Below are 16,699 nucleotides of genomic sequence, written 5' to 3' on the forward strand. Positions count from 1 at the left end.
GCGCGGCGAAGCGTCACGGGGCGGGCGGCAGAGGGTGCGATTGCGACCCCGTGATGTCGCCGCCGGACGGGGAATTTTCGGTGCCCCGTTGATAACTCGGCCGCAACAGGGTTCACTGAGCCGCGAGCAATGGGGGCAGACATGCGCTATTCCGGGCTGAGGGTGATCGCCGAGGGGCTGCGGGGCAACCGCGGCTGGAAGCCGGTCTGGCGCGAGCCGGAACCGAAGTCCGAGTATGACATGCTGATCATCGGCGGCGGCGGGCATGGGCTGTCGACGGCCTATTACCTTGCGAAGAACCACGGCATCCGCAACATCGCGGTGCTGGAGAAGGGCTATCTCGGCGGCGGCAATATCGGGCGCAACACCACCATCGTGCGCGCCAACTACTTCCTGCCCGGCAACCAGGAGTTCTACAGCCACTCGCTGAAGCTGTGGGAGGGGCTGGAGGCCGAGCTGAACTACAACGTGATGCACAGCCAGCGCGGGCTCATCAACCTGTTCCACTCCGACGGCCAGCGCGACGCCTTTGCCCGGCGCGGCAATGCGATGATCACCCAGGGCGACGATGCGGAACTCCTGGACCGGGACGGGGTGCGGGCGCTGCTGCCCTATCTCGATTTCGACAACACCCGCTTTCCCATCTATGGCGGCCTGCTGCACCGGCGCGGCGGCACGGCGCGGCATGATGCGGTGGCCTGGGGCTATGCGCGCGGGGCGGACAAGCGCGGCGTGGACCTGATCCAGAACTGCGAGGTGACGGGGATCGACATCTCGGCTGGCCGCGTGACCGGCGTGCAGACGACGCGGGGCGCGATCCGGGCCAAGAAAGTCGGGATCGTGGTGGCGGGCCGGTCCTCTCAGGTCGCGGCGATGGCTGGCCTGCGGCTGCCGATCGAAAGCCATATCCTGCAGGCCTTTGTCACCGAGGGGCTGAAGCCGGTGATCGACCATGTCATCAGCTTCGGCATGGGCCATTTCTACATCAGCCAGTCCGACAAGGGCGGCCTCGTCTTCGGCGGCGATCTCGATTTCTACGCAAGCTATGCCGCGCGGGGCAACCTGCCGATGGTGGAGCATGTGATGGAGGCGGGGATGACGCTGATGCCGATGATCGGCCGGGCACGCGTGCTGCGCAGCTGGGGCGGGATCATGGACATGTCGCCCGATGGCAGCCCGATCATCGACCGCACGCCCATCGAGGGGCTCTATATCGATTGCGGCTGGAACTATGGCGGGTTCAAGGCCGTGCCCGCCTCTGGCTGGTGCATGGCGCATCTGATGGCGACGGACCACCCGCATGAGGTGGCGCGGCGCTTCCGGCTGGACCGCTTCGCCAGCGGGCACCTGCTGGACGAAGAAGGCACCGGCAGCCAGCACAACCTGCATTGAGGGACTGACGAGATGCGCATCACCTGCCCCCTCTGCGGCGACCGTGACCGGCGCGAGTTCACCTATTACGGCGCGGCCGACTACCTGAACCGCCCCGGGATGGGTGCCCCGGCCGAGGCCTGGGACGCCTACCTGCACCTGCGCGACAACCCCGCCGGGGCCACGCGTGACCTGTGGTATCACGAGATGGGTTGCGCCGCCTGGCTGGTGGTGAACCGCGATACCGTCAGCCATGCGGTGCTGTCGGTGCGGCTGGTGACCGATGCGCAGGCTGAGGGGGGCGCGGCATGAGGATCGACGGCAAGGGGCTGATCGACCGCTCGACCCCGCTGGGGTTTCGCTTTGACGGGCGCGAGTTCGTGGGGTTCGAGGGCGACACGCTGGCCTCGGCGCTGATGGCCTCGGGCGTGCGGATGGTCGGGCGCAGCTTCAAGTATCACCGCCCGCGCGGCATCTGGGCGGCGGGCAGCGAAGAGCCGAATGCGCTGGTGACGGTGGGGCAGGGCGCGGACCGCACGCCCAACACGCGGGCGACGGTGCAGGAGGTGTTCGCGGGGCTGGAGGCCGTCAGCCAGAACCGCTGGCCGAGCCTGAACTTCGACATGCTGGCGGTGAACGACCTGTTCGCGCCGTTCCTGGGAGCGGGGTTCTACTACAAGACCTTCATGTGGCCCCGGGCCTTCTGGGAGCGGGTCTATGAGCCCGCGATCCGCCGCGCGGCGGGGCTGGGGGCGCTGTCCGGGCAGCACGACACGGCGCATTCCGAAAAGGCCTTTGCGTTTTGCGACCTGTTGGTGATCGGCGCCGGGCCCGCAGGCCTGATGGCGGCGCTGGCGGCGGCGCGGGCCGGGGCGGATGTGATTCTGGCCGATGAGGATGCGCGGATGGGCGGGCGGCTGCTGGCCGAAACGCAGGAAGTGGATGGCAAGCCCGGACCGGTTTGGGCGGCGGAGGTTCTGGAGGAACTGGCCTCGCTGAAGGTGCGGCTGATGCCGCGCACCACCGTGACCGGCGCCTATGATGGCGGCACCTTTGGCGCGCTGGAGCGGGTGGGGCTGCATCTGGCGCAGCGCCCCGAAGCGCTGCCGCGCGAGTGTTTCTGGCGGATCGTGGCCAAGCGCTCGATTCTGGCGACGGGCGCGCTGGAGCGGGGGATCGCCTTCCCGGCCAATGACCGGCCGGGGATCATGGCGGCGGGGGCGGTGCGCGCCTATGTCAACCGCTGGGGCGTGGCGCCGGGGCGCCGGGTCGCGGTGTTCGGCAACAATGACAATGCCCACCAGACGGCGCGCGATCTGGTCGCAGCGGGGGTCGAGGTCGCGGCGCTGATCGACGTGCGCCCGGGCCTGCGCGTGGCGGGCGACTTCCCGGTGCTGGCCGGGGCACGGGTGATTGCAACCCGGGGGCGCCGCGGCCTGCGCGAGATCACGGTGCAGACCGAGACCGGGCCGCAGCGGATCGCGGCGGATTGCCTTGCCGTCTCGGGCGGCTGGAACCCGGCGCTGCACCTGACCTGCCATATGGGCGGGCGCCCGGTCTGGCACGAGGAGATCGCCGCCTTCGTGCCGCCGATCCCGGGCAAGCCCGGATCGGTGCCGGGGATGGTGGCTTGCGGCGCGGCGGCGGGGGACTTCTCCACGGCCGCCGCTTTGGCTGGCGGTCTGGTCGCGGCGCGCGCCGTGGTGGAGGATCTGGGCCTGACCGCGACCGAGATGCCGCTGCCGGGGGCCGAGGATGGCGGCTACACCCTCCGCCCCTATTGGGAAGTTCCGGGCGAGCGGGGCCGGGCCTGGCTCGACTTCGCCAATGACGTGACCACCAAGGATGTGAAGCTGGCGGCACAGGAGGGCTTTGCCAGCGTCGAGCACATGAAGCGCTACACCACGCAAGGGATGGCCCCCGATCAGGGCAAGACCTCCAGCACCGCCGCGCTGGCGGTGCTGGCCGATGCGACCGGGCGCAGCATCCCGGGCACCGGCACCACCACCTTCCGTCCGCCCTATACCCCCGTCTCCATCGCCGCCATGGGCGCCGGCGGGCGGGCCGAGGGGTTCGCGCCGCAGCGCCTGACGACATCCGACAAGGCCAGCCGCGACCGCGGCGCGCCGATGATCGAGGCGGGGCTGTGGTATCGCCCCAGCTACTTCCCGCGCCCGGGCGAGGCGACATGGCGCGAGTCCTGCGACCGCGAGGTGCTGGCAGTGCGGGCGAAGGTCGGGGTCTGCGACGTGTCCACCCTTGGCAAGATCGACGTGCAAGGCGCTGATGCGGAGCGGTTTCTGGATTTCGTCTACACCAATACCATGTCCACGCTGGCCGTGGGCCGCGCCCGCTATGGTCTGATGCTGCGCGAGGACGGGATGGTGCTGGACGATGGCACCTGCGCGCGCCTCGCCCCGCAGCATTTCGTGGTGACGACCACCACCGCTGCGGCCGGGCTGGTGATGCGGCATATGGAGTTCGTGGCGCAGGCCTTCTGCGGCGACTGGGATGTTCGGCTGATCTCGGTCACCGAAAGCTGGGCGCAGTTCGCGGTGGCCGGCCCGCAGTCGCGGCGGCTGCTGGACGGGATTCTTGCCGCGCCGCTGGACGATGCGACCTTCCCCTTCATGGGCTGCGGCGCGGTGACCGTGCATGGCGTCGCGGGGCGGCTGTTCCGCATCAGCTTTTCGGGTGAACATGCCTATGAAATCGCGGTGCCCGCCCGCTATGGCGATGCGCTGTGGCGCGATCTGGTGGCGCGGGCCGAGGCGATGGGCGGATGCGCCTATGGCATGGAGGCGCTGAATGTGCTGCGGATCGAGAAGGGGTTCATCACCCATGCCGAAATCCACGGCCGCGTCACCGCCTTCGATGTCGGCCTGCAAGGGATGCTGAGCACGAAGAAGGATTTCATCGGCCGCGCCGCCGCAATGCGCCCCGGCCTGATGGGCCCGGCGCGCGAGCAACTGGTGGGCCTGCGCCCGGTCGATCCGGGGCGGATGCTGACGGCGGGGGCGCATCTGTTCCCGACCGGGGCGGACCTGACCCCCGCGAACGATCAGGGCTATGTCACCTCGGCCTGCTGGTCGCCGGTGCTGAAGGGCGCGCTTGGTCTTGGCTTCCTGCAGGACGGCCGGGCGCGGATGGGCGAGATGGTGCGGCTGGTTGATCACCTGCGCGATGTCGATCTGCTGTGCGAGGTGTCGCATCCGGTGTTCCTTGATCCCGAAGGAGGGCGCGCGCGTGGCTAGTCTCATCGACAAATCCCCCTGCGAGGATCTGTTGCCGATCATCACCCCCGGCGCGCAACTGACCGAGGCGCAGCCGGGCCCCGTCACCTCTGTCGCGCCGTTCAAGGGCCGGCAGGCGGCCACGGCGCGGGCGCTGGCGGCGGACGGGCTTGGCTGGCCCGAGGTCGGCCGCGCTGTGGTGGCGCCGGCTGGGCGCTGCCTCTGGGCCGGGCGGGGCGTGGCTTTCGTCACCGGGCTTGTGCCGCAGGGGCTGGAGGATCTGGCGGCGCTGACCGACCAGTCCGACGGCTGGGCGGTGCTGCGGCTGGAGGGGGCGCAGGCGGCGGCCGTCCTGGCGCGGCTCTGTCCGCTGGACCTGCGGGCGGCGGTGTTTGCGCCGGGCCATGTCGCGCGCGCGCCGCTGGGGCATATGATGGCAATCCTGCACCGCACCGGCGCGGAAGCCTTTGAGATCTGGGTGTTCCGGTCCATGGCCGGCACCGCGGTGCATGAGCTGGCGGTGGCGATGCAGGCCCTGGCGGCGCGGGGCTGATCCGCCGCCGGTCTGGACTCAGCGCCGCACCGGCCCGATATAGGAAGGCATGAGTCTTCCCCCGGGTTTCCTTGATGAGCTGCGCACCCGCACGACGCTGTCCCGCGTCGTCGGCCGCAAGGTCATGTGGGACAACCGCAAGTCCAATCAGGCCAAGGGCGACTGGTGGGCGCCATGCCCGTTCCATCAGGAAAAATCGGCCAGCTTCCATGTCGATGACCGCAAGGGCTATTACTACTGCTTCGGCTGCCACGCGAAGGGCGACGCGCTGAGCTTCCTGCGCGAGACCGAGAACATGGGCTTTCTGGAGGCGGTGGAGGCGCTGGCGCGCGAGGCGGGGATGACCATGCCGGCCCGCGACCCGCAGGCCGCGCAGCGCGCCGACCGCCGCACCCAGCTGGCCGAGGTGATGGACGAGGCGGTGAAGTGGTACCGGCTGCAACTGCGCACCGGGGCCGCGGCGGCGGCGCGCGACTATCTGGCCAAGCGCAAGCTGTCCGACGCGGGGCAGGAGCGCTTTGGCATCGGCTTTGCGCCCGACACCCGGCAGGGGCTGTTTCAGGCGCTGACGGGCAAGGGCATCGCGGCGGACCTGCTGGTCGATGCCGGGCTCTGCGCCAAGCCCGAGGATGGCGGCGCGCCCTATGACCGCTTCCGTGGCCGGATCATCTTCCCGATCCGCGATGCGCGGGGCCGCGCGATCAGCCTTGGCGGGCGGGCGATGGACCCGAATGCCCGGGCGAAATACCTGAACGGGCCCGAGACGGAGCTCTTCGACAAGGGCCGCAACCTCTACAACCACGGCCCGGCGCGCGAGGCGGTGGCCAAGGGCGCGCCGCTGGTGGTGGCCGAGGGCTACATGGACGTGATCGCGCTGGCCGAGGCCGGCTTTGGCGGGGCGGTGGCCCCGCTGGGAACCGCGATCACCGAAACGCAGCTGCAGATGCTGTGGCGGATCTCGCCCGAACCCGTCGTGGCGCTGGACGGCGACAAGGCCGGCATCCGCGCGGCGCAACGGGTCATGGACCTCGCGCTGCCGCTGCTGGAGGCGGGGCAGGGGCTGCGCTTCGTGATCCTGCCGGAAGGGCAGGACCCGGACGACCTGATCCGCGCCCAGGGCGCCGGCGCGATGCAGAAGCTGCTGGAGGGCGCCCGCCCGATGGTGGACCTTCTGTGGCAGCGCGAGACCGAAGGGCGCAGCTTTGACAGCCCCGAGCGGCGCGCGGCGCTGGAGAAGACCTTCCACGAGGTGACGCACAAGATCCGCGATGGCTCGATCCGCTCGCATTACGAGCAGGAGCTGAAGCGCCTGCAGCGCGACCTGTTCGGCACCGGCTGGCAGCGCCCGCAAAAGGCCTGGCAGGCGGCGCGGCCGGGCGGGCAAGCCCGATTCGGCGGCAAGTTCGTGCCCTTCGAGGTGGGTGCCTATTCGGTGACGCGGGCGACGGTGCTGGCCTCTGCCGGCCAGTCCGACCCCGAGGACCTGCTGCGCGAGGCGATGATCCTGGCGATCTGCGCCACCCATCCGGCCTGCATCTCGCGCTTTGAAAGCCAGATGGAGACCGTGCAGTTCACCGGCGAGGGGCATGATGCGCTGCGGCTGTTGCTGCTGCACCTGAGCCACGAACCGGGCCCCGACTTCCGTGACCGACTTATGACAGAAGCGGGCGATACGGTTGAAAAGCTGCTGTCGCTGCCCCATGTGTCGATCGCCCCGCCCGTTCGCAATGCCGACGATCCGGACCTCGCGCTGATGTGCCTGGCCGAGGAACTGGCGAAACTGGAAGCACGCCGCGGCGCGCGGGCCGAGATCGAGGATGCGATGGAGGATCTGGCCGGGCTCGCCGATGAGGGCGTGACCTGGCGGCTGAGCCAGGCGGCCAGCGCCCGCCACCGCGCCGAGAGATCGAATCTGGACGATGCGAAGGACATGGGCGAGGATCGGGCGGCGCTGTCAGCGCATCTGCAAAGCCTGATCGACAAGGAGATCTGGCGAAAGAACCGCAGCTGACGGCTTCGCCACTTATGTGACTGCCCCTGTGACTCGCCCGCTTGATTCGCTAAGAGAGTCGGACATGATTCGTGGATCGCGCCGCGAATCGCCAGTTTTGCTGATGTCCGCCGTGACGATGCCCCGCGCCGACGCCTATGAGGAGCCCCCATGGCCGCAAAAGACACCGACGACGTGAAGCCCGACGAGCAGGACGGCGATCATTCGCTCGACATGAGCCAGGCTGCCGTCAAACGGATGATCGCGGACGCGCGAGAGCGCGGCTACATCACCTACGACCAGCTGAACGCGGTGCTGCCGCCGGAACAGGCGTCCTCGGAACAGATCGAGGACGTCATGTCGATGCTGTCCGAGATGGGCATCAACGTCATCGAAAACGACGAGGCCGAAGAGGGCGAGACCGGCGGCGCGGTTGTCGATGCCTCCTCGGGCTCGCGCGAGCTGGCCGTTTCCACCACCAATGCCGAAGCGCTGGACCGCACCGATGACCCGGTGCGCATGTATCTGCGCGAGATGGGCTCGGTCGAGCTGCTGTCCCGCGAGGGCGAGATCGCCATCGCCAAGCGCATCGAGGCCGGCCGCAACACGATGATCGCGGGCCTGTGCGAAAGCCCGCTAACCTTCCAGGCCATCACCATCTGGCGCGACGAACTGCTGTCGGAAGACATCCTGCTGCGCGACGTGATCGACCTCGAGGCGACCTTCGGCCGCTCGCTCGACGGCGAGGAAGATCTGGACGAGCCGGTGGTGGGCGAGGTCGATGTCTCGGCTGCCCCCAAGAAGCCCGCCAGCGACGAGCCCGAGCTGGATGCGGACGGCAACCCGATCCTGCAGGCCGAGGATGACGACGAGGATGACGAAGCCTCGGCGATGTCGCTTGCCGCGATGGAAGCGGCGCTGAAGCCCAAGGTTCTGGAAACGCTGGAAGTCATCGCGCGCGACTATACCACGCTGGCCGAGATGCAGGATCTGCGGATGTCGGCGACGCTGAACGAGGACGGCACCTTCTCGGCCGCCGAGGAAGCCGCCTATCAGAAGCTGCGGTCCGAGATTGTGCTGCTGGTCAACGCGCTGCACCTGCACAACAACCGGATCGAAGCGCTGATCGACCAGCTTTACGGCATCAACCGCAAGATCATGTCCATCGACTCCAGCATGGTGAAGCTGGCCGATGCCGCGCGGATCAACCGCCGCGAGTTCATCGACGAGTATCGCGGCTACGAGCTGGACCCGGTCTGGCTGGACCGGATGGCGGCCAAGGCCGGCCGCGGCTGGCAATCGCTGATCGAGAAAAGCCGCGACAAGGTCGAGGATCTGCGCGCAGACATGGCGCAGGTCGGCCAGTATGTCGGCGTCGACATCACCGAATTCCGCCGGATCGTGAACCAGGTCCAGAAGGGCGAGAAAGAGGCGCGGCAGGCCAAGAAGGAAATGGTCGAGGCCAACCTGCGGCTGGTGATCTCCATCGCCAAGAAATACACGAACCGCGGCCTGCAATTCCTTGATCTTATTCAGGAAGGCAATATCGGCCTGATGAAGGCCGTCGACAAGTTCGAGTATCGGCGCGGCTACAAGTTCTCGACCTATGCCACCTGGTGGATACGTCAGGCGATCACCCGGTCCATCGCGGACCAGGCCCGCACCATCCGGATTCCGGTGCACATGATCGAGACGATCAACAAGCTGGTCCGCACCGGGCGCCAGATGCTGCATGAGATCGGCCGCGAGCCGACGCCCGAAGAGCTGGCCGAAAAGCTGCAGATGCCGCTGGAAAAGGTCCGCAAGGTGATGAAGATCGCCAAGGAGCCGATTTCGCTGGAAACGCCGATCGGCGACGAGGAAGACAGCCAGCTTGGCGACTTCATCGAGGATAAGAACGCGATCCTGCCGCTGGATTCCGCCATTCAGGAGAACCTGAAGGAAACCACGACCCGGGTTCTGGCCAGCCTGACCCCGCGCGAGGAACGGGTTCTGCGGATGCGCTTTGGCATCGGCATGAACACCGACCACACGCTGGAAGAGGTCGGCCAGCAGTTCAGCGTCACCCGCGAGCGGATCCGGCAGATCGAGGCGAAGGCGCTGCGGAAGTTGAAGCACCCGAGCCGGAGCCGCAAGCTGCGGAGCTTCCTCGATCAATGAGTGAAGGGCGCAACGTCTCCCCGCTCACCCAGCAGCGGGCATTTCAGACGATCAAGGTCGTCGCCCGCGCCATGTTGGCGGGGGAGGGCGCACTCACCTATTCCGAACTGGCAAAGCGCCTCGGAATGTCGAAAGTGAACGGCCAGGGACTCAGCAGCTATCTGAACCTGGCCGCAACACTTTGCGCAGAGCACGATCTGCCGAATGTTTCAGTAATGGTCGTGTCGAAGGACAGTCTGGACAGAAACCAGCCTATGCCGTCGGAAGGGTCTTTCTCGGACGGCTTCTATGCCGCGACCGGGTTGACCAAGGCTGACATCCCGGCTGAACAGGACCGGGTCCGGTCGTTCGACTGGCGATCGGTTCGGTCGTTGAACCTGGAGTAGGCACGCTCCCTTGCCTCAAGGTACGCAAACGCGTACATTGAGGCCCATGAAAACCCTCTCCTCCACCGAACTCCGCCAGACGCTGTCCGCTGTCATGGACCGCGTGAACGACGACCATGAGCCGGTCATCGTCACTCGCGCCACCGGCAAGCCGGTGGTCATGGTCAGCCTCGAAGACTGGGCGAGCATGGATGAGACGGCCTATCTTCTGACCAGCCCGGAAAACGCCCGGCGCCTGCGCGGCGGGGTGGCGGCCCTGAACCGCGGTGAGGCCCGCCCGCGTGATCTGATCGACGAATGACCCAGGCCTTCTGGGACAGGGCCTGGGACGATTACCTCTACTGGCAGGCCACCGACAAGGCGACGCTCCGCAAGATCAACGCGCTGATCAAGGAATGCCTGCGCCACCCGTTTGAAGGCACCGGCAAGCCCGAACCGCTGAAGGGCGATCTTGCGGGCTTCTGGTCACGCCGGATCGACCGCGAACACCGCGTCGTCTATCGCGCTACCGCCGGAACCCTCCAGATCCTGCAATGCCGCTATCACTACGGCGCTTGAGTCTTCGCGGCCACACCCCGCCCCCTGCATCTTGTGGCCACCGAAACCCTCTACCCAACGAATCGCGTCCCCCCTATAGTGCTGGAAACAATATCGTCAGCACGACGAGGGAGAGATGCCATGCGCTGCCCGTTTTGCGGCAATGTCGATACCCAGGTGAAGGACAGCCGCCCGGCCGAGGACCATGTCGCCATCCGGCGGCGGCGGTTCTGCCCGGCCTGCGGGGGGCGCTTCACCACCTATGAACGGGTCCAGCTGCGCGATCTCGTGGTCATCAAGACCAGCGGCAAGCGCGAGGAATTCGACCGGACCAAGCTGGAACGCTCGATCCGCATCGCCATGCAGAAGCGCCCGATCGACCCCGAGCGGATCGACCAGATGATTTCCGGCATCGTGCGGCGGCTGGAGAGCCTCGGCGAGACCGACATCCCCTCCAAGGCCATCGGCGAGATCGTGATGGAGACGCTGGCGCGGATCGACACCGTCGCCTATGTGCGCTTTGCCAGCGTTTACAAGAACTTCCAGGCGGCGGATGACTTCGACAAGTTCGTGTCCGAACTGCGCCCCTCCGGCGCCGCGGAAGAGTGACAGCCGAAGACGACCGCCGCTTCATGGCGCTGGCAATCCAGCTGGGCGCCCGCGGGCTGGGGCGGGTCTGGCCAAACCCCGCAGTCGGCTGCGTGATCGTGCAGGGCGGCCGCATCGTCGGCCGCGGCTGGACGCAGGAGGGCGGCCGGCCCCATGCGGAACCCGTGGCGCTGGCGCAGGCTGGCGAGCGGGCGCGCGGCGCCACCGCCTATGTCAGCCTTGAACCGTGTTCGCATCACGGCAAGACCCCCCCCTGCGCCGAGGCGCTGGTGGCGGAGGGTATCGCCCGGGTGGTGACGGCGCTGGAGGATCCCGACCCGCGCGTCTCGGGCCGCGGTCATGGCCGGCTGCGGGCGGCTGGGGTTGAGGTGACAACCGGTGTGCTGGCGGCCGAGGCAGAGGCGGCGCAGGCCGGGTTCCTCAGCCGCATCCGGCTTGGGCGGCCGATGGTCACACTGAAGCTCGCCACCAGCTTCGACGGCCGCATCGCCACTGCCGCGGGCGAAAGCCGCTGGATCACCGGGCCCGAGGCGCGGCATCTGGTCCATGCGATGCGGGCGCGGCACGATGCGGTGCTGGTCGGCGGGGGCACGGTTCGCGCCGACGATCCGCTGCTGACGGTGCGGGGGATGGGCGCTGTGCGTCAGCCGGTGCGCGTGGTCGCCTCGGCCGGGCTGGACCTGCCGCTGGGGCAGTTGGCGGGTTCGGTTGCCGAGGGGCCGGTCTGGCTGCTGCATGGCAACGCGCCCTTGGCGCCGCAGGAGGCGTGGCGTGCGGCGGGGGCGCGACTGCTGCCGGTGGCGCTCGGCGGCGGGGGCCTTGATCCTGTGGCGATGCTGGAAACCTTGGGGCAACAGGGCCTGACGCGGGTGTTTTGCGAGGGCGGCGGCCAGCTTGCCGCCGCGCTGCTGGCCGCCGGGCTGGTGGATGAGGTGGTCGGCTTCACCGCAGGGCTGGCGCTTGGGGCCGGGGGGCTGCCCTCGCTGGGGGCGCTGCCGGCGGGCCCGCTGGCCGCGGCGCCGCGCTTTGAGCTGGTTGAAAGCCGGGCAGTGGGCGGCGACGTGCTGCACCGCTGGCGGCGGGTCTAACGCCAGAGCCTCGAGCGCGAGGCGAAGAGCCCCTGCAGCTTCGCCAGAGCCCGATTGGCGGCGCCGGGATGCGGCACGGTGCCGCTTGCCAGCCGCTCGGCCACCACTTCGGGCGGGCAGGGCAGGCCGGTCACCGGATCGGTATAGCGCGGATAGGCGATCAGCGCGGCATGGGCGAGTTGTAGCAGCGGCACCCGCGCCTGCCTGCGCGCCGGGATCGGGCCGAGATCGGTCGTCAGGCCCCAGCCGGCATAGAAGGGTGCGCCGAGGCAGGTGACGGGCACCCCGCGCAGCAGCGCCTCGAACCCCAGCAGCGAGGTCATGGTCCAGACCTCGTGGACCTCTGCCAAAAGGGCGGCCGGATCGCCGCGGCGGACCACGGCGTCGGCCAGCCCCAGCAGGTCGGCTTCGCTGACGGTGCCCGGGCGCAGACCGGCCTCGACATCGGGATGTGGCTTGAAAATGACCATTGCGCACGGGTTTCTGGCCCGCACTAGTTGCAAAAGGTCAAGGTTGCTCCGCACCTCGCCGGCCCCCAGCCGGATCGAGGCGTCATCCTCCACCTGCCCCGGCACCAGAATCCGGTGCCCCTCGGGCAGAGGCGGCAGCGCGCCGCCGAGGTTGTATTTCGTCACCCCCGCCCGGATCAGCCCCGCCACCAGATCTTCGGCCCGGCGCAGCCCGCCGGGGGGCGGCGGCGCGGCGATCAGCCGTTCCAGCAGGCTCTCGCGGCTGGGGTCGTAGTAGATCCCCAGGGGGTCGGTCACCAGAGACAGCGGCGGCACCAGTTCCGCGCCAAGCCCGCGCGAGCGCAGGAAGCCGTCCTCGACACGGGCGAGGGTCAGGCCCTCGGCGGCCTCGGCCAATTCCGGGGTCTCCTTGCCAGCCCAGAGCAGCAACCCGCGGCCCATCTGCCGGGCCTTGGCGGCGGCCCGAACAGGATCATTCTCGAACACCAGCCGCGCCTCGCGCCCGAACACCTTCTGCAGTGGGCTGCGTTTCCACAGCCGCATGCCCACCGCGACATGGCCATGCCGGTCCTCGCGGAAGGCGCGGGCCTCGGCTTCCAGTTGATCCACCGCCTGTTCGAAGCTGCAGAGCCGGCCGCGGCAGGGATCATACCAGACCGGCGCGAGGATCATCGCCGCCGCAAACAGCTGCGCCTTGGTCAGCTTGCGCTGGCGGCGGGGCACGGGGTTTTCGTCAGCGGTCAGCCCCCATCCGGCATAGAAGGGTTGGCCGAACACCCGTGGCCTGTGGCCTGCCAGGATCGCCTCGAACCCTATCTGCGAGGAGACGGTATAGACCGCCACCGCGCCATCGAGCAGCGCCCAGGGCGAGACCGGACCCGTCAGCAGGCTGATCCTGCCCCCGGCATCCTCGGGGCCATAGTGCCCGGCGCGATGGCCGGCCTGGGTCTCGGGATGCGACTTTATCACCACCCGTGCGCCGGGATGCTCCTCCTGCGCGAAGACCAGCATCTCGCGGAACGTGCTCTCGCGCGCGCCGCCAAGGCGGATGGAGGCGTCGCCCCGGGTCTGGTCGATCACCAGAACATAGCCGGGGTCAGGCGCGGGCAGGGCAGGATCGAAATTGTTGTATTTGGACAGGTCCAGCGCCTTGAGCCGCCCGATCCCATCCCGTGCACGTTGCAAAAGCTGTGCATCGTCCAGCGGGTGCCGGGCCAGCAGCGCCTCCAGTGCCGAAGGCGCGGCGCTGGCGTAATGCGCGCCGCCGGTCTCGTCGATCAGCAGGCCCAAGGGCGGCTCTCCCCGGCTGCGCCCGGGATGGACCGACCTCAAGAAGGCATCCTCGATCCGCACCAGTGGCACGCCGCGCCGTGCTGCCACTGCCTCGCCGCGCGCTGCCGTCGGGCTGTGGCCCCACACCGCCACCGCATCACGGGGGCCCGGCAGGCCAAGTGACAGCCGCCAGCCCGCCGCCGCCAGCATCCGCCGCAGCCGGCCTTGGGTCAGGAACCCGCCATTGTAGAAGAAAAGCCGCCGGGGATCGGTCCCGGCGGCCTGTGGTTCATCGCGGGTCATCGCCAGTTTCAGCCGCCGCTGCCGCCTGCCAGCGCCGCGACGGAGTTGGCCGAGTTCGCGGTGCCGGTCAGCGCGCCGAGCGTCTTGGTCCATTGGACGAACGGAGCCTCGGTCACATAGACTGTGTCCTGATCGCGGATCACGAAATCCCGCGCCTCGAACATGCCCGTTGGTGCCGTCAGGTCCAGCACATAGACCATGCGCTGATCGCCGCGCAGGTCGCTGCGCCCCAGCACGCTATTGGCAATCTCCGCCTTTTCGTTGCGGAACACGAAGACCCCGGTCGGATCGGCCAGCCCGGTGTTCAGCCCGCCCACCTGCGCAATCGCCTCGATGGCGGAAATGGTCTGGGTGTCGAACTTGACCCGGTTCTGCCCGCCGGTCGCGCCAAGCGCGGTGAACGAGCGGTCGTCCTGCTCGACCACGATGGTGTCGCCGGGGCGCAGCGCGATATCCAGAGCCGGGTTTTCCCACAGGTCGGTCAGCCAGACGGTGCCGGTCTGGTTGCCGCGGCTGACGGTGACCTTGGCGGTCTCGGGCTCGATGGCGATGCCGCCGGCGCGGGCCAGCATCGCCGCCAGTGTCCGCGTCGGCCGTTCGATCGGATAGACCCCCTGCGCGCCGACGGAGCCCATCAGCGTGACCGTCGATCCATCCCCGGCAAGCCGGGTGACAGAGACTTGCGGATCGGGCGTCTGCGCGTCCAGCTTCTCGGTGATGATCCGGCGCAGCGCCTCGGGCGTGTTGCCCGCGGCCTTGATGCGGCCAGCATAGGGCACGAAGATGAACCCTGCGCCATCGACCTGCACCTCGCTCAGCTGCGTGGCGGGTGTGCCGGCCACGGCCAGAAGCCCGTCATCGACGTTCTCCCATATCGTCAGCCCCAGCACGTCGCCGGCGCGGATATCGTCGGACCCGACGACGCCCGCGCCCAGAAAGGCCGAGGAGAAGCCAAGCGCCGGCACCACCGCCGTGGCGCGCGTGACCCGGTCATTGACGGAGACGATGAAGGCATTGCCCTGTCGCTCCACCGATCCTGCATAGATTTCGCGTTTGTTCGGGCCGGACCGGGGGAGGCCGCAGCCAGCTACGGTCGCCGCGATAACGATCAGGGCCAGCACTCTGGCCCCGCGGCTTGCCTTGATTGTCACTGCTCTCGCTCCTTATGACGGAACTTGCCTCATCTTTTTCCGGCAACCTTACGGAAAACAGCACCAAAAAGCCAGCAGGCTTATTGCACGACCCGCAATTGTTGCCGTGGAGACGCGGCCCCGGAAATCAGCGCATCATAGGGGTCTTCGGGGATCAGCATCATGTCCACCACCTGCCGCAAGGCATGGCGGCGCCCGCGGGAGGAATAGAAGCCGCCGGGCACCTGCGAGGTTTCCAGCAGATAGTGCCGGTAGTCGCGGTAGGCGCGCCCGTCGGGGCGGCGGGGCCGGGCGAAGAACTCGGGCAGCGGCTGGGTGGAGACAAACTCCGGCTTGGAATAGACCGCCGCCCCGAACACCTTCAGCGGCAGCCCGCGCCAGAGCACCTGCTGCGCGGCGGTGGAGTTCACGGTGACCGCCGAGCGTGCCTGATTGAGCAGCCCCGCCAGCTTGCCGCCGCGCACGAAATGCACCCGGCCCGTCACCCCGTATAGCGCCGCAAGCCGGCGGATATCGGCGACCATGCTGCTGCGGCCATCCTCCAAGGGGTGTGCCTTGAACACCAGATGATGGTGCCGCGGCGCGCCCTTGGCAAAGCCCTGCAGGCAGGTGTCGATGAATTCGGTCATGGTGGCGAAGGGGCCGTGCATCCTGAAGCTGGCATCATGCTCCAGTTGCATCAGCACCAGATGGTAGGGAAAGCCGCCCAGCCGGATGCGCTGGCTGGCGGCGAAGCGTTCGAGCCCGTGCAGCGGCATCAGCACCAGCCGCTTGAGGTGCAGCGCAAATTCCCGCGCCACGCCGATGCCGCGATGCGGGCGGAAGCCTGCATAGCGATGGTTCAGGAACATCACGTAGAAGTGGTAGAGCGCGCCGTAGAACACATGATGGCGCATGTCGCCCCAGCGGGCGGGGGCGTCGGGCATCTCCATCTCCGACTGCTCCAGCGCCTTGCGCATGGCGGCAATCGGCATCTCCATCAGCCGGGAATGGCCGTTCGAGCCGCCGCGCTCATAGGTGATCCAGTAGGGCCGCAGGTAGCCCTCCTCGAACACATGCACCGTCAGGCCAAGGCTGCGGGCGATCTGCACCGCCTCGGCATGGATGGGGCGGGTGTCGCCGTAGAGCACGAGGTCGGTGATGCCCTTGTCGGCCAGGATGCCGCGCAGCGCGGTGGCCCAGTCCTCGGCGGGGCCGGGATAGGGCAGCAGGGTCGAGCGGTCGCGCCAGAACCGCTCATCGCCGCGGTTGAAGGCCACGCGCCAGGTGGCGGCGCCGGCCGCGCGCAGCATGGCGCCCAGACGGTCGAAGAACGGGCCATGCGGGCCCTGCAGGAACAGGAAGCTGCGGGAGGCGGCAGAGCCGGTCATGTGCGCGCTTCGGGGTTGGTCAGCACTCCGGGTCCGATCATCACAACACCTCAGGCAGGGACGGCGCGGGCTCGCCGCCTCACGGGTCCGTGAAAGCATAGCGCGCCCGCAAAGTCGAGCGTGGCCCTTTGGGGTTGTCTGCGGGGGAAAGCGGGCGATTTGGGGGCGGGAAAGGGTCGTTTTCGGGGGAATGGTTTGACGCGCAC

General features: G+C 68.5%; 14 protein-coding genes. 11 read left to right on the plus strand and 3 right to left on the minus strand.

The annotated features are described in order from the left end of the window. Positions 1-141 precede the first annotated feature (141 nt). The 11 genes from GVY41_RS06340 to ribD all read left to right on the plus strand — a co-directional run bounded on the left by GVY41_RS06340 (position 142) and on the right by ribD (position 11,927). Positions 142-1,392, plus strand: coding sequence for a sarcosine oxidase subunit beta family protein (locus GVY41_RS06340; protein ID WP_161344292.1), 1,251 nt, complete (start codon positions 142-144; stop codon positions 1,390-1,392). Positions 1,393-1,404: 12 nt separating this feature from the next. Then, positions 1,405-1,683 carry a sarcosine oxidase subunit delta gene (locus GVY41_RS06345; RefSeq protein ID WP_161344290.1) on the plus strand — a complete coding sequence of 93 codons (279 nt, stop codon included), beginning with the start codon at positions 1,405-1,407 and terminating at the stop codon, positions 1,681-1,683. Beyond that, positions 1,680-4,625 (plus strand): sarcosine oxidase subunit alpha family protein, encoded by a 2,946-nt coding sequence (locus GVY41_RS06350; RefSeq protein WP_161344288.1) that lies wholly within the window; start codon positions 1,680-1,682, stop codon positions 4,623-4,625. The genes GVY41_RS06345 and GVY41_RS06350 overlap by 4 nt, the downstream gene beginning before the upstream one ends. After that, complete coding sequence (locus tag GVY41_RS06355) at positions 4,618-5,157, plus strand: sarcosine oxidase subunit gamma (protein ID WP_229725952.1); 540 nt, start codon at positions 4,618-4,620, stop codon at positions 5,155-5,157. Before GVY41_RS06350 ends, GVY41_RS06355 begins: the two co-directional genes overlap by 8 nt. Before the next feature lie 49 nt (positions 5,158-5,206). Continuing rightward, on the plus strand, positions 5,207-7,168 hold the full coding sequence (dnaG, locus tag GVY41_RS06360; RefSeq protein ID WP_161344284.1) for a DNA primase: 1,962 nt from the start codon (positions 5,207-5,209) through the stop codon (positions 7,166-7,168). Positions 7,169-7,318: 150 nt separating this feature from the next. Continuing rightward, entirely contained in the window at positions 7,319-9,307 is a 1,989-nt protein-coding gene (gene rpoD, locus GVY41_RS06365; protein ID WP_161344283.1) for an RNA polymerase sigma factor RpoD, read from the plus strand. Beyond that, positions 9,304-9,693, plus strand: coding sequence for a hypothetical protein (locus GVY41_RS06370; protein WP_161344281.1), 390 nt, complete (start codon positions 9,304-9,306; stop codon positions 9,691-9,693). The genes rpoD and GVY41_RS06370 overlap by 4 nt, the downstream gene beginning before the upstream one ends. A 46-nt stretch (positions 9,694-9,739) precedes the next feature. Continuing rightward, positions 9,740-9,994 carry a type II toxin-antitoxin system Phd/YefM family antitoxin gene (locus GVY41_RS06375; RefSeq protein WP_161344279.1) on the plus strand — a complete coding sequence of 85 codons (255 nt, stop codon included), beginning with the start codon at positions 9,740-9,742 and terminating at the stop codon, positions 9,992-9,994. Continuing rightward, the gene (locus GVY41_RS06380) at positions 9,991-10,251 is read left to right on the plus strand and encodes a Txe/YoeB family addiction module toxin (protein WP_161344277.1); all 261 of its coding nucleotides are present in this window, start codon (positions 9,991-9,993) and stop codon (positions 10,249-10,251) included. The genes GVY41_RS06375 and GVY41_RS06380 overlap by 4 nt, the downstream gene beginning before the upstream one ends. A 120-nt stretch (positions 10,252-10,371) precedes the next feature. Beyond that, a complete protein-coding gene (nrdR, locus tag GVY41_RS06385; protein WP_066814404.1) occupies positions 10,372-10,839 on the plus strand; it encodes a transcriptional regulator NrdR in 468 nt (155 codons plus the stop codon). Further along, positions 10,836-11,927 (plus strand): bifunctional diaminohydroxyphosphoribosylaminopyrimidine deaminase/5-amino-6-(5-phosphoribosylamino)uracil reductase RibD, encoded by a 1,092-nt coding sequence (gene ribD / locus GVY41_RS06390; RefSeq protein WP_161344275.1) that lies wholly within the window; start codon positions 10,836-10,838, stop codon positions 11,925-11,927. Before nrdR ends, ribD begins: the two co-directional genes overlap by 4 nt. On the opposite strand, the gene GVY41_RS06395 is transcribed toward ribD, so the two are convergent. The 3 genes from GVY41_RS06395 to GVY41_RS06405 all read right to left on the minus strand — a co-directional run bounded on the left by GVY41_RS06395 (position 11,924) and on the right by GVY41_RS06405 (position 16,493). Further along, a complete protein-coding gene (locus GVY41_RS06395) occupies positions 11,924-13,972 on the minus strand; it encodes a capsular polysaccharide biosynthesis protein (protein ID WP_161344273.1) in 2,049 nt (682 codons plus the stop codon). The two genes, ribD and GVY41_RS06395, sit on opposite strands and share 4 nt — an antisense overlap. A gap of 8 nt (positions 13,973-13,980) precedes the next feature. Further along, positions 13,981-15,123 (minus strand): polysaccharide biosynthesis/export family protein, encoded by a 1,143-nt coding sequence (locus GVY41_RS06400; protein WP_161344271.1) that lies wholly within the window; start codon positions 15,121-15,123, stop codon positions 13,981-13,983. Between the two features lie 80 nt (positions 15,124-15,203). Beyond that, complete coding sequence (locus GVY41_RS06405; protein ID WP_161344269.1) at positions 15,204-16,493, minus strand: capsule polysaccharide biogenesis protein; 1,290 nt, start codon at positions 16,491-16,493, stop codon at positions 15,204-15,206. Positions 16,494-16,699 lie beyond the last annotated feature (206 nt).

It is taken from the genome of Frigidibacter albus (assembly GCF_009908165.1).
Classification (GTDB): domain Bacteria; phylum Pseudomonadota; class Alphaproteobacteria; order Rhodobacterales; family Rhodobacteraceae; genus Frigidibacter; species Frigidibacter albus.

Excerpts from the sequence above, each read along its gene's own strand:
- GVY41_RS06395 (WP_161344273.1), bottom strand. The coding sequence starts at position 13,972 with ATGACCCGCGATGAACCACAGGCCGCCGGGACCGATCCCCGGCGGCTT.
- GVY41_RS06345 (WP_161344290.1), top strand. The coding sequence starts at position 1,405 with ATGCGCATCACCTGCCCCCTCTGCGGCGACCGTGACCGGCGCGAGTTC.
- GVY41_RS06350 (WP_161344288.1), top strand. The coding sequence starts at position 1,680 with ATGAGGATCGACGGCAAGGGGCTGATCGACCGCTCGACCCCGCTGGGG.
- GVY41_RS06340 (WP_161344292.1), top strand. The coding sequence starts at position 142 with ATGCGCTATTCCGGGCTGAGGGTGATCGCCGAGGGGCTGCGGGGCAAC.
- dnaG (WP_161344284.1), top strand. The coding sequence starts at position 5,207 with ATGAGTCTTCCCCCGGGTTTCCTTGATGAGCTGCGCACCCGCACGACG.
- GVY41_RS06370 (WP_161344281.1), top strand. The coding sequence starts at position 9,304 with ATGAGTGAAGGGCGCAACGTCTCCCCGCTCACCCAGCAGCGGGCATTT.
- rpoD (WP_161344283.1), top strand. The coding sequence starts at position 7,319 with ATGGCCGCAAAAGACACCGACGACGTGAAGCCCGACGAGCAGGACGGC.
- GVY41_RS06405 (WP_161344269.1), bottom strand. The coding sequence starts at position 16,493 with ATGACCGGCTCTGCCGCCTCCCGCAGCTTCCTGTTCCTGCAGGGCCCG.
- nrdR (WP_066814404.1), top strand. The coding sequence starts at position 10,372 with ATGCGCTGCCCGTTTTGCGGCAATGTCGATACCCAGGTGAAGGACAGC.
- GVY41_RS06380 (WP_161344277.1), top strand. The coding sequence starts at position 9,991 with ATGACCCAGGCCTTCTGGGACAGGGCCTGGGACGATTACCTCTACTGG.
- GVY41_RS06375 (WP_161344279.1), top strand. The coding sequence starts at position 9,740 with ATGAAAACCCTCTCCTCCACCGAACTCCGCCAGACGCTGTCCGCTGTC.